Raw genomic sequence first — 13,900 nt, forward strand, 5'->3', positions numbered from 1 at the left:
TTATTTTATCCCCTTAATTAATGGCGACGCTTCCCCACTATGGAAAATCCATAAATCATGAAGCGATCTCGTACATCCGACATACAATAATTTCGCATCATGTTTTGTATTTTTGTAATGTTCCTCATCAACGTCGATTAGAAGTACGGCATCAAATTCTAAACCTTTCGCCAAATATACAGGTACTACCGAAATACCACCTTCATATTTGCTTTGATCTGCTTCAATGACATTAACAGTCAACCCTGCATTTGTTAACTTCTCATATATATCACGGCATTCATCGTCTGTTCTTCCAATTACCGCGATTGTTTTCACATCTTCAGTTTGCAAATGCTGTAATGTCTTTAAAACTTCAGTAAATTGGTCCTCTGCCGGAATTACTTTCACGTCTTCACCGCTACGGAAAACTGGAGTTGCCAGTCCCACTGGAATCTCTGCATTTTTAATTATTTCATTCGCGAATTCAATAATTTCTTTTGTAGAACGATAACTTCTCGTCAATTCGTAATAATCTGTTTCTTGGAATACTTCCTTAAAAGCACCCCAGTCTTCAATTCCTTGATAATCATAAATCGCTTGAGATAAATCACCTAATATAGTGAAAGAATTACCTAGTGTAATTTCTTTTAATACATATACTTGGAATGGCGAGAAATCTTGCGCTTCATCAATAACGACGTGATGGAACTTTTGTCCAATTTCAATTCCTGTTATGCGATGTTGTATGTAAATTAAAGCTGGTAAGTCTTCTACATACACTTCTTTTTTACGACAATTCTTTTCTGTTTCTTGAACAAGTTCTTCAGGTAATACTTCGAGTATTTCTTTACTCTTTATCATTGAATTATATAGTGAAAGCGGGCTCATTTTCGGCCAAAAATTCATATATGTGTTCAATCTCTTTGTCGCTTCTTTTTTTAGTAATTTTTTCTCGTTTGTTTCTCCAAACTTTTTAAGCTCAATTTCAATCCAGCGCTTCATACGGCCGACTAAACGTTCTCTTCTTTTCTTTAATGGATAGTGTTTATATTCAACCTGCATCCATTTTTTAACGTCTTCCACTGGAATAACAGCTTTATCCCATGCCTCAAAATCTTTTGTTGGCACTAAATCTTTTTCAAATTGAATCATTCTTTCTTCAATAAACGACTTAAATTCCAGCGTGCCTTTCAATTTACCTAGCATAACCTTTTTTTCATCGCGATTAATTGAGAAAGCTTCTTTCAATTTTTCTTCTGTCTGCTTCAGTTTCACCGAACCATCTAACGTACGTAATGCCCAATCTGGAAACGTTGTTTGACTAATATTTCCTACCCCTAACTCAGGAAGTACACTTGAAATATAGTCTAAAAACAAACTGTTTGGAGCGAATACGATCATTCTCTCCGCTTCAAGTTGTTCACGATATTCATAAATTAAAAAAGCAAGGCGATGTAAAGCGATTGTTGTTTTTCCGCTCCCTGCAACCCCTTGAATTAATAACGGTAAGTTTCTTTCCGCACGAATAATATCATTTTGCTCCGATTGTATAGTCGAAACGATATCTTTCAATTTATTATCTTTATTCTCACCTAATCGATATAGAAGAAAATCATCAGCATGTGAGACATCTTCATTTCCTTTCACATATGTATCAACAACACGTTCTAGTTCTCTCTTTCGAATCGAAATGTTTCGTTTTAAATAAACATCTCCTTCTACTAATCCGTCTGGTGAATGATAAAATGCTAATTCTTCTCCACCGGTAAATGAATAAAACATACTTGCGACAGGTGCACGCCAATCAATTACAATTGGTTTCATCGTATCTTTATCTGAAACACCTACTTTACCGATGTAAATCGGCATTACATCTTCCTTGCCATCCTCCTGAAAATCTAATCTTCCAAAGTACGGCTCATGTATACCAATACGTAAGCTTTGTCTATTAGACTCCCTCATACTTTCAAGAATTTGTTCTTTAAAATCTTCTCCATAATAAACCGGGATTTTTTCAAGCTGTTCTAATTGATCATCCATCGTACTTAAAGTATCTTTCATTTTTTGTAACTCTTCGTCAAAAATGTTGTTCATTTGATGATTCCCTCCTGTCCGTTCCAATTTTTTCAGTCGAAATATAATTGTATTAAAAATCCATTCATAAAGTCAATAGTTTTAGTAAGAATTTTCTAAATTAAAAAAGAGTAGAGATTAATCCCTACTCTTCCTTACTTTAATTCGATATGCCAAACATTCATTTAATGTTGCCAATTCTTTATATTTTCGTTTTTCAAAATCATATGCTCCCCCAGGGAAGAATCCCATAATACTTAAACCAGCTTCAGCACATAGATTGCTAATCTCATCTACCGTATAACATCGTAAAGACTGTGTTACTACATCATTTGGATAATTAGGGTCCCACCAATGATCTAACATTCTTTCATTTATACTATCATATTCGTATTTTCGCATAGCTGCACTTAAGGACATTTCTTGTCCACTTACTTTTTTCCAATACAATGGTTGATAAATATCAATAAGTGCACATCCATCATCCTTCATCCAATTTTTAATCCGTTTTAATAGAATCAATTGCTCATCATCTGTTCCTACACCAAATCCGTCTAAATAACTAACAACATCAAACTTTTCTTCAAAGTTAATTTTATAAAAATCAGCGCAATGAATATCTATATTATTAGTAGAATGTTCTTTTGCAAACATAACTAACTCTGGTACAAGTTCAACCGTAGTCATTTTCACTTGTAACCTAGACATCGCCCTTGCAAATCTACCATTTCCTGCTCCTAGTTCTAACATCGCTTGAAATGGATGACCAACTTGTTCTTGAACTTCTGTAGCAACCTGCTCTAACCAGCTTTCTGTATTGATATCGTAATTCGACAGTTCGAATTGTTTTTGGTAAAATTCCTTCACATTTAATTCGTTCATTATTATTCTCCTCCTGCACTAGATTTTTCTGCTACAGGTGAGAAACTAAATTTCTGACACCCATGAAAAAAAACCATTCTTATTTCTCTATATTTACAATTTATCAAAATAATAGGAATTTTGAAAGTACCAATATAAAAAGCAGATAATGGTCGATTCCACTATCTGCTCTATAGCTGCTTTTATTTTCCTTGTTGATACTCCACCCAATCACCAGAAATGATAACTTTCTTTAGCATCTCTTTATCTTGAGCAATATACACAAATGCACGTATTTCTCTATCACCTAAATAAATCGTTTCGGTGATTCGGTCATATAAATCACTCTCTGCATTACCTGTGTATTCTTCAAGTTCATCTAACTTTTGCAGAACATCATCATTTACTTCATAAACTTCTCCGTATACTTTGTCCTCATTTGAACAAATCATCGCAGGATACCCTTCGTATGTATCAAATAATTTACCATACGTCCATGCTTCGTCTGCGATGCATATTGCACCTTGCATAAAATGAGCATTCGTTTGCTCTTTTCTTAACGTGCCATACACGAAAACGTGATGCATAAATCCCTATCCCCTTTATATGTCTCTACTTTCTAATTTGTAAATAAGCACGAATCATAAAGTAACTCACTTCATTTGGAAGTTGGTCCTTAATCGATTTCAGACCACCCTCTGCATTTTGCACGGCAGTTTCAATCAGTGATTCATATTCTGCAGGAACAAAACTGTTCCAGTCTACTTCCATTCCATCTTCAAAGCAGCGAATTAAATGATTTTCAATTGTTTGTCTTGATAAGCTACGTTCTTTAGCAATTTCATCTAGATCAATGCCTTGTTTATACATTTCATACGTTTCTAAATGAGAATTCGCTGACGCTTTTCCTGATTTTTTACTCTCTGAAACAACTTCAGTCTTAATTGTTTCCGCATAGTTTGGGTTATCCTCAATAAAGCGCTGAACTGCTTGTAAGAAGTGAGACCCGTACTTCACAAGTTTGTGTTCTCCGATTCCTTTTACAGTTAGGAGTTCGGAGTCACTTTGTGGCATTTTCGCACACATATCTTTTAACGTTTGGTCAGAGAAAATAACGAACGGCGGTACACCTTCTCCTTGTGCAATTTCTTTACGCACTTCACGAAGCACTTCAAATAAAGGATGGTCTTGAACAATTTGTCTCGTTTCTACTCGTTCTTTGCGTAAAACATTCTCTTTACCAAGTAATACTTCTTTTCCTTTTTCCGTTACTTTTAATGTTGGATACGTACCATGTTCAACTGCAATTAACTCATCTGAAATTAAAAACTCAATAAACTCACTGACTTCTTTTACACTACGGTTTGATAAAAGACCGTACGTTGGCAAAGTATGAAAATTAAATTCAATGACTTTCTTATTTTTAGATCCAGTTAATACTTGTGCAATCATTTGCTTTCCGAATCGTTGGTTCGTCCTAATCATACAAGATAGTACCATTTGGGATTCTCTCGTCACATCGATACTTTCACGGTCGTCCGTACAATTACCGCAGCGACCACAATCTTCTTTCGGCTCTTCTCCGAAGTATTGCAAAATAAATGATTGTAAACATTGTTCTGTATGACAGTAATCGGTCATATTTTGGAGTTTTTCAAGCTCATTTGAAAAACGTGATTCTCCAGTTGATTGATCAATTAAAAAGCGTTGTACTTGCACATCTTGAGAAGAATATAACAAAATACATTCACTATCTAATCCATCACGACCAGCACGTCCTGCTTCTTGATAGTAACTTTCCATATTTTTTGGAAGTTGATAATGGATAACGTAACGTATATTTGATTTATCTATACCCATTCCAAATGCAGATGTTGCCACCATAACACTTATTTCATCTCGTAAAAAGAGTTCTTGCTGTTCATTTCGATCGTGGTCGCTCATACCAGCATGATATTTCGATACAGAAACTCCTGCTTTCCCTAAATCTTCATATAACTGATCGACAACTTTTCTTGTAGCTGCATATATAATCCCAGATTCCTTCTGATTTTGACGAATATAATCCGCTAAATAAGCATTACGATCCTGTCCTTTAATGACAGAGAATGATAAGTTCTCGCGCTCAAACGTTGTCATAATTGTATTTTCTTGATTAATTCCAAGCGTGTTGCAAATATCTTCACGAACTTGTGGTGTTGCCGTAGCAGTTAACGCTAATACGAGCGGCTTTTCTGGAAGATAATCTAATATGCGATGTATATGTAAATAACTAGGACGGAAATCATGTCCCCACTGCGAAATACAGTGCGCCTCATCAATTGCAATCATCGGGATTTTCATATCGATAAGTTGATCAACAAATTCCATTGAATCAAGACGCTCAGGCGCCACATAAAGTAACTTATAATGGCCTTGTTTCGCTAATTGAATTCGTTGATTTGCTTCTGTAATAGAAATAGAACTATTAATATAAGTAGCTGAAATACCGTTTTGTACTAATGTATCTACTTGGTCTTTCATAAGTGAAATCAAAGGTGAAATAACTAATGTCGTTCCTTCGAATACTAATGCGGGAATTTGATAACAAATTGACTTACCACCACCCGTAGGCATAATACAGACTGTATCTTTCCCATCTAATACATTTTTAATTGTTTCATCTTGTCCTCTTCGGAATGACGAATAACCGAAATAAGACGCTAAAAGTTCTTGTGCTTTTGTAAACAAAAAAGAGTCACCTGCTTTTCTTTATCTTTCATCTATTCCCATTATATCATCAAACTGATTCTCGCCACTTTGAATTTTATAAGTATTTGAGTTCTATTTGCTTCCTACGTTTTCCAACATAAAAAACAAATCTAGTACACAAGAAGAAAGAATTTCAAAATAAATATTCATTTAATTTACCTTCCTAGAATACTACTAATCGTATACATATGAATTTGAGGAGGTTAAATTATGAAGAGTCGTTACAATAATTCCAACAAACCTAAAGCGTCAAATAAACAACTCCAATTCTCTAATAATGATGCGTGGAAATATGAATCATTTTATAAGTATCAGCCCTTATTTTCTTATAGCAAGCTTATGAATTTCCTTTCTCAACTTTTTAAACGTTAATACATGTGCCAAATATATATCATTCAAACAAATTTTCTCAACATATAACTTATAGACTTACTACAATACAGTTGTTACCATATATAATAATCTGTTAGATAAACCCCTTATGTTGACCTGCTTAAATTAGCAGGTCTTTTTTTATACTTACATATTGCAATGTATCGTAGCCTGGCTGAAAAGTCTTTTCTCCATTTTAGAACCCTATTCCGCTCTCCACAAATGATTATAATTCCAAAAAGCAAAATATAAATCCGCTACATTCATACAAGCAATTCATTTTTTCTCAATACACAAAGTGAATTTCATTTGTTACTATAAAAGTACTCTAGATGAGTTTTTGCTCATCAACATTATCTAGTTAAAGGGATCTGCCGCGGGAAGCAGATCCCTTTAACTTTATTAAAAAGCACCCTTCTCATTTGGACACATTTACCAGGGTTTTTTGAAAGAATTTTATGTTAATATTACGTAGTCGAGTCCGACATCTCGGCAATACCCTTTTGAGGTCCTGCAATTTCCCTTGCAGGACCTCTATTATTTTAAAATTCTTTTTATTCATATATATCATAAGTGTGTTTTTTATTCCCCTTCAACTTTCTCCTTTTCCAACTCTCAAAAAAACTCTTGGACACGTAACTTAAAAATAACGTTTATCATATTGTGAGATATACATGTTCAAAGGAGTGTAACTATTTATGTATACTTATTGGCAATCGTATTACTCCCCTTATCATATCACTAATGGAAACTTCGATTCATTTGTACGAAATTACCGAGTTAGTAAAAACGAAAACTTTCTAAAAGGATATATGCGTTCTTTATGGGAACAACACGTTGCTTGGACACGATTAGCCATTATAGGCATCATCTTTAACTTGCCCGACGTAAACGTTACCGTTGGACGTCTTCTACAAAATGCAACACACATGGGGCTATCACTTGAACCATTCTACGGAGAAAATGCAGTGAAAAACTATAGTGCATTAATTAAAGACCACTTAACAATCGCTGCTGATCTTGTTAAAGCCGCAAAAGCTGGTGATCAAAACGCAGCGGCCGCTATAGAAAAGAAATGGTACGCTAATGGTGATGAAATCACTGAATTTCTTAACAGTATCAACCCATATATAGATAAAGAAGAATTTAGAAAAATGTTTTATGAGCATTTAGCGTTAACGAAAGCGGAAGCACTTGCCTTCCTAAATAAAGATTATGATGCCAGTGTAAAACTATACGATAAAATTGAAAAAGAAGCATTAGAAATGGCCGACATGATAACAGACGCAATCGTAAAACAATTTCCGCAAGTATTTCAATAAAAATAAGCCGATTTGAAAAAACAAATCGGCCTATTTAGTTTTCTATCAATGATATTTCACCACTCCTCTTTACATTTAACGTATATCGATATATTTTATTAATATCCGTTTTTTATAGGAGGAAATAGTTTGATTAACGCAATTGGTCTCGTATTTATTCTCACAAATAAGCACGAGAAAAAGAAGAAAGTTTATCTGAATGAAAAATTCGCATTAATAGACATTATTGATTCTAAAGAAGTATTTGATGATGAAGGTAACTCATTAGTAGAACTAACATGTAAATACAGCATATACTTAGATGAAAAATACTATTGTAAATCTCTCGATGATTATACTGGACAAGTATTCCCCTTCTTAAGCGCAAAAATAGGAAAGGGACTTCTTAGAAACTTAAATTATTACTTTTCTTACGTTGATGCCTATGATAAAAAACCACCTGTTAAAGAAATAAGACCGCTTATGAAACAAGTAACTAACAGATAGCGGACAGTAATCAAAAAGAAAGCACCTAACTTCAGATGCTTTCTTTTTTTGAATCAGTAACTCTCTAACTTTCATCTCCTTCTAAATATATATACCCACGCATACTTTAAAATAAAAACATTGGAGGATTAGGCTGAATGAAATATTCAGAATCAATCGTAAGTAAACGGCTTCGAAAACTTAAAACAACTGGTATGTTTTTTATACTATTTTTAATCGCATGGCTTGGATATACAAAATTCCTTTATGGAAATGGTTTTCTTCTAGAAAAGAAAAATTCAGTTGAAGTAATGAATACTAGCGTTACTGGAGAAATAGAAAAGAATTTCGATGTAAACTTACAAGGTTTTCGTAAAACGAACCTTGATACACTTATAGATGCTAGTAAAACCGATCCTAGCGAACTATCCTTAATTGAACTTATCAACACATCTTGTTCTAAAGATTGCATTGGCGAACCTTTAACTTACGTTAAATCAAACCACGGATATATCTTTTATAAGGAATCTAATGGTACTAATGTAGCTTTAAAGATTATAAAACAGGATTCATGGGAAATTGAAAAAAAATCTGTTCAAGATGGAATTTAAAAGGTTTATACACAAAAAGAGTACTTACTTCAAAGTACTCTTTTTAAAATATTACCACTTACGACATTTATCATCGTCGTCACGTTTACGATTGCGACGGCAATCATCACAATCACAGTCACGTTTACGTCTACAACCACAATCATCACAATCTCTGCGTCTACATCTTCCAAACATTAAATCATCCCAAAATCTATTACAATCTCTGCGTCTACAACCACAATTATTACACATGAATATGACTCTCCCCTCAATAGCGTTCATCATATTCTATGTTTAAAAACGTAAAAAGGCTTGTTTACTAGTCTATTTTAAATGTATTAATTTGGCATAATTTGAATCTATATTACTAATTTATCCCTATACTTCCTTCCGCGCTTCCAAAGCCCCCTTCAATCTCTGCAACATATACCCAATTCCTTTACACCCTTCTAATGGATATGTAATGATTTCTTCTGGATATAGCTTCGTCACTACTTTTTTATGCTTCTTTCCCGCAAGTAAGACGATCTCTTCAAACTGAAGTAAATCTTTATCAACCATCTGTTGTTTTAATTGTTCTATGCTAATAATCTCATTACTCTTTGAATCAAATGCAAGATCATAGTTTTCTTGTACGATATCATTTGGTCTTAAGAATCCATGCTTTGCTGATAATATAACCCAATTCTCAAAAAACTCAGTTGCATACGCCTGACATGCTTTTCCGAATGGACTAATATATACATCTTTTGCCTCTGCCTCTCCGTAATCTGAGTACTTATCCCAAATTTTCTTCTTTCCGCACGGAATAATGCATAATCTTTTCATTGTTATTTCTTACCTCGCTTCTATATTTCTTATGAAATATCAATTTTTCAGTACATTTTTTTACAGAATACTATATACTTATCTCGAAAGATAAAATTACATTATCTCCTATATTTGGTTTAATTTATTTCAGAACAGTCTATTAAGCATATGTATTATTACATAAACACACCGTACTAAAGTCACTTTCATACAGCATGCAGACTCCTCATCCTTTAGTGAATTTGTAAAGATTTCGTAAAATCAAGTACACTTAATCTCCCAATCTCTATTCAATAGTACAATATATAAATGTATTATAAAAAGGAGGTGAACAACTATGAAAAATATACTCCCAGCATTATTAGCTTATATTATTGTTTGTATCATCGCGATTATCATTCCAGCATCTGAGGGCTATAATACTGTAGGTTGGAAATTCTTTGTTGGGCAAGCGTACGCAATACCTATTTTCATTATTGCTGCTATTATCACATTTTATATAAATAGGAAACGATCTTATAAATAAATGATAAGAAGGATAGCTATTGCTATCCTTTTTTATTTCCATCCAATAGGCTCTTCTGTAATTTTATAATAAAAAGGACAAGTAGCCAATATGACTACTTGTCCTTTCTTTTATCCATACTCAATAATATTAAGCTTGGAATGTTTCTGTTAGTACAGGAACGATTTGTTTTTTACGAGATACAACACCTTTTAAAGTAGCTGTGTTGTTTTGTAATGTTACGTTGTAAGCTTTCTCAACAACGTTTGTTGCTTTACCAATCGCAAGACCAACAGAATCGTTAGTTAAGATATCAGTTACAACGAATAAGAATAGGTCCAAACCTTTTTCTTCTACTACTGTAGTGATAACTTTTTCAAGTTCTGCTTGGTGTACAAGAACGTCGTTTGTATCAACAGCGTTTACTTGTGCGATTTCAACTTTCGCGTTACCCATTTGGAATTCTTTAGCATCAAGAGAGATTAATTGCTCCATTGTTTTTCCGCTTAAATCAGCACCAGCTTTTAACATTTCTAAGCCGTAGCTATCTGCATCTACACCAGCGATTTCCGCTAATTCATGAGCTGCTGCTACGTCTTGTTCTGTGCAAGTTGGAGATTTGAATAGTAAAGAATCTGAAATGATTGCAGATAACATTAAACCAGCAACTTCTTTACGAATTGTAACGCCATTTTCTTTGTACATTTTGTTTAAGATTGTAGCTGTACATCCAACTGGCTCACAACGGTAGTAAATAGGATCGCTTGTTTCAAAGTTAGCAATACGGTGATGGTCAATAACTTCTAACACACGAACAGATTCGATATCGTTAGCACTTTGTTGACGCTCGTTATGGTCAACTAAAATAACGTTGTCCACTTCGTTTGCTACTGTCTCAACAAAACGCGGTCCTTCTACTTTAAAAGAGTCTAACGCAAATTGAGTTTCACCACTGATTTCGCCTAAACGTACAGGCTCAGCATTCATTCCTAATTCTTTTTTCAATTCTGCATAAGCAATCGCAGAACAAATTGCATCTGTATCTGGGTTTTTATGCCCGAAAACTAGTACTTTTTCCATGTTTTCCACCTCTTCATGAAAAGGATATCTTAAAGAAGCAAATATGACAATATTTAAAGCCGAATTTTTTATAAATAATTGTACTTTCTTCTATATTTTTCATAAAAAAGATCATCTAAAATGAATTAGATGATCAAAATGTATATTTAATTTAAAATAGTGTAGGAACTTGCACTACATTGTTAAACGCAAAATTGGAATTTAAACCATTATTCACAAGGTTCACATCAATAACTTGATAAAACGCATTTCCAGTGTCCGCAATCTCCCAAACAGCTAAAATAAGATGGTAGCCACTACGATCAGTTGGTACATTTGCTTCATGCGTTACTGTTGTCCCCGGTCTAACTCCGCCATCATTTTTCACATAGAACGGCACTAAATCTAAACTAGACCTTGTTAAAGGCATATTTGGATTCCAATCCTTCTTTGTAATGTAGTATTTCCATTCTTTCGTACTATGAGGAGCCGTTAATTTCCACTTGAATGTATTCGTCCCGCCGTTTAACGTAACTTTCTTCCACCTATCCACTGATTGAGCGTCTAAAGCAGGAAAATGACCAGCACCTGCAATTTGTCCATCAGAAGGTCCTAATTGCGGAAAGCCGCCTATTCCTTCTACACTTTGTGGTTCATATTGAACTGGACCGCAATTTACATTTACCTCTTGCTTACATAAAAAAGATCGGCTCGCTGGTGATTCTACATACCCATGAGCTGAAGCCTTTTCTGAAAATCCAAATGTTAATAATCCCGTAAGTAATATCCCACCACTTAACATAATCTTTTTCATCTTTTGTAAACTTGTCTTTTTCATTCTTTCATCCCCTTCCCAAAAATGAAACGAAAATAACTATAGTTGCCTAGTCATCTTCTCTACAACCATTATAAGTGGAAGGGCATTACTAAAAGAACCCTCTAAAAACTTTCTCAAATTCAATTAGTATATTAAATAAAGTTTATTGATACATTCAAATAACACCGCTAGAAAAATATAGACGGTGTTAAATATACTCAATTAAACCATTCGTTTATAAATAAATTACGAAATTGGCAAAGGCAGTCTAATTATCGAATAGCCCTCTTCCTCTCAGATTTGCGGAAACAGGCTCCTTTCCTATTTCACGTGCCCATATAGATAACTGGCCGATATGGTGGATTTCATGGACAATGACATGACGTATTATCTCTCCGTGTGTACATTCAATGACTCGGCGCCTGATTGGGGCGTCTCTAGAGCTAATCGTTTCTTCATTGAAATCAGTTTCTGAAAGTTTCCGAGAATCCATTTCATTTGTCCAAGATGTCACAAATGGCTTCACTTTCTCGTGATATTGAGCTGAGAGATTTTTTACTTTTTGCAAGCTGGCATACTCTTCAAACAAGGGCTCCTCAGGAACTGGCTCACCTCGCAAACCTAAGATCCACATATATTCCACATCTACAATGTGAAATAAAGTATGTAGTATACTGCCGAACCCACCGACCCGTTTCTTTACCAGTTCTTCATCCGGCATGTCTTCGCACCATGTAAACCAATCATCACGAACTTGCCAGTTATATTGAAACAGTTTCAACATCACAGCAACCTCCATCTTTTAGATTAACATTTAATATTCACCAAAAGACTTCAAAATTCCTATTTAAATAATACCTCTTATAAACCTATTAAAACCTTATACAAATTGGCCCTCAAATTGAACATTCAATATGAAGTTAATGAATGAAAAGAAAACCCCTATTATACAGGGGTTTATCAATCTTTTTATAAATCAATACTCAGACCTAATAACAACTTTGTGGTTTGAAAATATCCCTCTTTTTAAATAAAAATACTAAATCATTTTATAATAAATAACCGTTGCATCTAACTCACCATTCGGAGAAATTGCATACCCCGGTATTTTACCGGATTCTTGAAAGCCTAATGACTTGTACAATCTATTGGAAGAATCTCCTTCTCTAGTATCTAATACTAAAAGAGATCTGTTTTCTTGCTTTGCCCGTTCTTCTGCTTTTTGCATAAGTAAACGCCCAATACCATTTCGTCTATAATTCGGATGAGTCATTAACTTGCAAATTTCAGCTCTATGTATCCCATTAGGCTTTGTAACTAAATGTAATTGAATACTCCCTGCCACTTCATTGTTTATTTTAGCAACATACAATATCACTTCTGGTGCTAATACAGTTTGCCAATAATTTGTTGCTTCTTTTTGTTCCAGTGGAGGTAAAAAACCAATTGACGCCTCATCATTTACTACAATTTTCAACAGTTCAGAAAGCTCTTCAATGTCTTCATCAAGTCGTTTAATTTCTTCTATTACTATACTTCGCATTCCTTTTCCCCCTTTTGTTTCATTGTAACAATTTTTAAAGCAGGAATAATGAAATACTAAGATGAAATTATTAAATATATGATTTTTTAGAGAAAGGATACCTATATGAAATATATATTAGATAGGAAATATGCAAGAGAATTACTCCAGTGGGCATATGAACAAAACCCAGGTCCGTGGTTCGATCATTCACGTAATGTTGCCCTTGCAACTGAAAAGATAGTTGTTGAACTTATTAATAATGGGTACGACCTAGATGCTGATATAGCATACAACGCTGCCCTCCTGCATGACATAGGAAGATATAAAGGCTTTACTAAATCTGTTATTCATTCCTATGATGGTTATATGTATATGAATGATTTAGGGTATACAGGAAACGCCATTATATGTGTGACACATTCATTTCCTTGCAAAAATGAGCATTTAGATATCGCGGCAGAGTGGAGCATTGTTCCTGATTATATGGAAAGCCGATTAATTGAAATATTGAATGAAAACAGTGACTACGACTTATACAATAAGGTGATTACCCTTTGTGACGCACTTGCTGATGCGGAAGGCTTTACTACTCTTGAAAAAAGATTGATTTCAGTTGGTTTACGTCATGGCACAACCTCTCATACTTCTTTACATTGGAAGGGATTCTATGCAATTAAGAAAGAATTAGAATCTTTAATTGGTAAGAGCATATACACACTTCTCCCTAATATAGAGACATCGATTTATAAAAATATAGAATATTAA

Annotated in this window: 15 protein-coding genes; 5 read left to right on the forward strand and 10 right to left on the reverse strand. The window is 34.1% G+C overall.

Annotated elements, in window-relative coordinates; translation table 11 throughout:
* The 4 genes from QCI77_RS13980 to recQ all read right to left on the reverse strand — a co-directional run bounded on the left by QCI77_RS13980 (position 1) and on the right by recQ (position 5,646).
* A complete protein-coding gene (locus QCI77_RS13980; RefSeq protein ID WP_353825075.1) occupies positions 1–2,076 on the reverse strand; it encodes a HelD family protein in 2,076 nt (691 codons plus the stop codon).
* A gap of 117 nt (positions 2,077–2,193) precedes the next feature.
* Complete coding sequence (locus tag QCI77_RS13985) at positions 2,194–2,937, reverse strand: class I SAM-dependent methyltransferase (protein ID WP_353825076.1); 744 nt, start codon at positions 2,935–2,937, stop codon at positions 2,194–2,196.
* 182 nt (positions 2,938–3,119) lie between these two features.
* Positions 3,120–3,503, reverse strand: a complete 384-nt coding sequence (locus QCI77_RS13990; protein ID WP_002032638.1) for a gamma-glutamylcyclotransferase family protein — start codon at positions 3,501–3,503, stop codon at positions 3,120–3,122.
* A gap of 25 nt (positions 3,504–3,528) precedes the next feature.
* A complete protein-coding gene (recQ, locus tag QCI77_RS13995) occupies positions 3,529–5,646 on the reverse strand; it encodes a DNA helicase RecQ (protein WP_353825077.1) in 2,118 nt (705 codons plus the stop codon).
* Positions 5,647–6,737: 1,091 nt separating this feature from the next.
* On the opposite strand from recQ, the gene QCI77_RS14000 reads away from it, so the two are divergent.
* The 3 genes from QCI77_RS14000 to QCI77_RS14010 all read left to right on the forward strand — a co-directional run bounded on the left by QCI77_RS14000 (position 6,738) and on the right by QCI77_RS14010 (position 8,437).
* The gene (locus tag QCI77_RS14000; protein ID WP_353825079.1) at positions 6,738–7,361 is read left to right on the forward strand and encodes an acetylglutamate kinase; all 624 of its coding nucleotides are present in this window, start codon (positions 6,738–6,740) and stop codon (positions 7,359–7,361) included.
* Positions 7,362–7,490: 129 nt separating this feature from the next.
* On the forward strand, positions 7,491–7,847 hold the full coding sequence (locus QCI77_RS14005) for a hypothetical protein (RefSeq protein WP_000606233.1): 357 nt from the start codon (positions 7,491–7,493) through the stop codon (positions 7,845–7,847).
* Between the two features lie 137 nt (positions 7,848–7,984).
* The gene (locus QCI77_RS14010; RefSeq protein ID WP_002012998.1) at positions 7,985–8,437 is read left to right on the forward strand and encodes a hypothetical protein; all 453 of its coding nucleotides are present in this window, start codon (positions 7,985–7,987) and stop codon (positions 8,435–8,437) included.
* 51 nt (positions 8,438–8,488) lie between these two features.
* On the opposite strand, the gene QCI77_RS14015 is transcribed toward QCI77_RS14010, so the two are convergent.
* Together QCI77_RS14015 and QCI77_RS14020 are read right to left on the reverse strand one after the other, a co-directional pair.
* Positions 8,489–8,671, reverse strand: coding sequence for a hypothetical protein (locus QCI77_RS14015; protein ID WP_097818078.1), 183 nt, complete (start codon positions 8,669–8,671; stop codon positions 8,489–8,491).
* 126 nt (positions 8,672–8,797) lie between these two features.
* Positions 8,798–9,247 (reverse strand): DUF6884 domain-containing protein, encoded by a 450-nt coding sequence (locus QCI77_RS14020; RefSeq protein WP_353825080.1) that lies wholly within the window; start codon positions 9,245–9,247, stop codon positions 8,798–8,800.
* A gap of 319 nt (positions 9,248–9,566) precedes the next feature.
* Here QCI77_RS14020 and QCI77_RS14025 point away from each other — a divergent pair, with 319 nt between their 5' ends.
* Complete coding sequence (locus QCI77_RS14025) at positions 9,567–9,755, forward strand: DUF4017 family protein (RefSeq protein ID WP_353825081.1); 189 nt, start codon at positions 9,567–9,569, stop codon at positions 9,753–9,755.
* 129 nt (positions 9,756–9,884) lie between these two features.
* Here QCI77_RS14025 and ppaC read toward each other — a convergent pair whose 3' ends face one another.
* From ppaC to QCI77_RS14045, 4 genes are all read right to left on the reverse strand, one after another.
* Complete coding sequence (ppaC, locus tag QCI77_RS14030; protein ID WP_353825082.1) at positions 9,885–10,814, reverse strand: manganese-dependent inorganic pyrophosphatase; 930 nt, start codon at positions 10,812–10,814, stop codon at positions 9,885–9,887.
* 151 nt (positions 10,815–10,965) lie between these two features.
* Positions 10,966–11,631 carry a lytic polysaccharide monooxygenase gene (locus QCI77_RS14035; RefSeq protein WP_353825083.1) on the reverse strand — a complete coding sequence of 222 codons (666 nt, stop codon included), beginning with the start codon at positions 11,629–11,631 and terminating at the stop codon, positions 10,966–10,968.
* A 247-nt stretch (positions 11,632–11,878) separates the two neighbouring features.
* Complete coding sequence (locus QCI77_RS14040) at positions 11,879–12,394, reverse strand: DinB family protein (protein WP_353825776.1); 516 nt, start codon at positions 12,392–12,394, stop codon at positions 11,879–11,881.
* A gap of 255 nt (positions 12,395–12,649) precedes the next feature.
* Positions 12,650–13,153 (reverse strand): GNAT family N-acetyltransferase, encoded by a 504-nt coding sequence (locus QCI77_RS14045; protein ID WP_353825084.1) that lies wholly within the window; start codon positions 13,151–13,153, stop codon positions 12,650–12,652.
* Between the two features lie 105 nt (positions 13,154–13,258).
* Here QCI77_RS14045 and QCI77_RS14050 point away from each other — a divergent pair, with 105 nt between their 5' ends.
* Positions 13,259–13,900, forward strand: coding sequence for an HD domain-containing protein (locus QCI77_RS14050; protein ID WP_002032624.1), 642 nt, complete (start codon positions 13,259–13,261; stop codon positions 13,898–13,900).

The organism is Bacillus cereus group sp. MG9 (assembly GCF_040459995.1).
Taxonomy (GTDB): domain Bacteria; phylum Bacillota; class Bacilli; order Bacillales; family Bacillaceae_G; genus Bacillus_A; species Bacillus_A mycoides.

Coding starts and splice junctions, on each gene's coding strand:
- QCI77_RS14020 (WP_353825080.1), bottom strand. CDS start 9,247: ATGAAAAGATTATGCATTATTCCGTGCGGAAAGAAGAAAATTTGGGAT.
- ppaC (WP_353825082.1), bottom strand. CDS start 10,814: ATGGAAAAAGTACTAGTTTTCGGGCATAAAAACCCAGATACAGATGCA.
- QCI77_RS14045 (WP_353825084.1), bottom strand. CDS start 13,153: ATGCGAAGTATAGTAATAGAAGAAATTAAACGACTTGATGAAGACATT.
- QCI77_RS13990 (WP_002032638.1), bottom strand. CDS start 3,503: ATGCATCACGTTTTCGTGTATGGCACGTTAAGAAAAGAGCAAACGAAT.
- QCI77_RS14015 (WP_097818078.1), bottom strand. CDS start 8,671: ATGTGTAATAATTGTGGTTGTAGACGCAGAGATTGTAATAGATTTTGG.
- QCI77_RS14035 (WP_353825083.1), bottom strand. CDS start 11,631: ATGAAAAAGACAAGTTTACAAAAGATGAAAAAGATTATGTTAAGTGGT.
- QCI77_RS13980 (WP_353825075.1), bottom strand. CDS start 2,076: ATGAACAACATTTTTGACGAAGAGTTACAAAAAATGAAAGATACTTTA.
- QCI77_RS14050 (WP_002032624.1), top strand. CDS start 13,259: ATGAAATATATATTAGATAGGAAATATGCAAGAGAATTACTCCAGTGG.
- QCI77_RS14040 (WP_353825776.1), bottom strand. CDS start 12,394: ATGTTGAAACTGTTTCAATATAACTGGCAAGTTCGTGATGATTGGTTT.
- QCI77_RS13985 (WP_353825076.1), bottom strand. CDS start 2,937: ATGAACGAATTAAATGTGAAGGAATTTTACCAAAAACAATTCGAACTG.
- QCI77_RS14010 (WP_002012998.1), top strand. CDS start 7,985: ATGAAATATTCAGAATCAATCGTAAGTAAACGGCTTCGAAAACTTAAA.
- QCI77_RS14025 (WP_353825081.1), top strand. CDS start 9,567: ATGAAAAATATACTCCCAGCATTATTAGCTTATATTATTGTTTGTATC.
- QCI77_RS14000 (WP_353825079.1), top strand. CDS start 6,738: ATGTATACTTATTGGCAATCGTATTACTCCCCTTATCATATCACTAAT.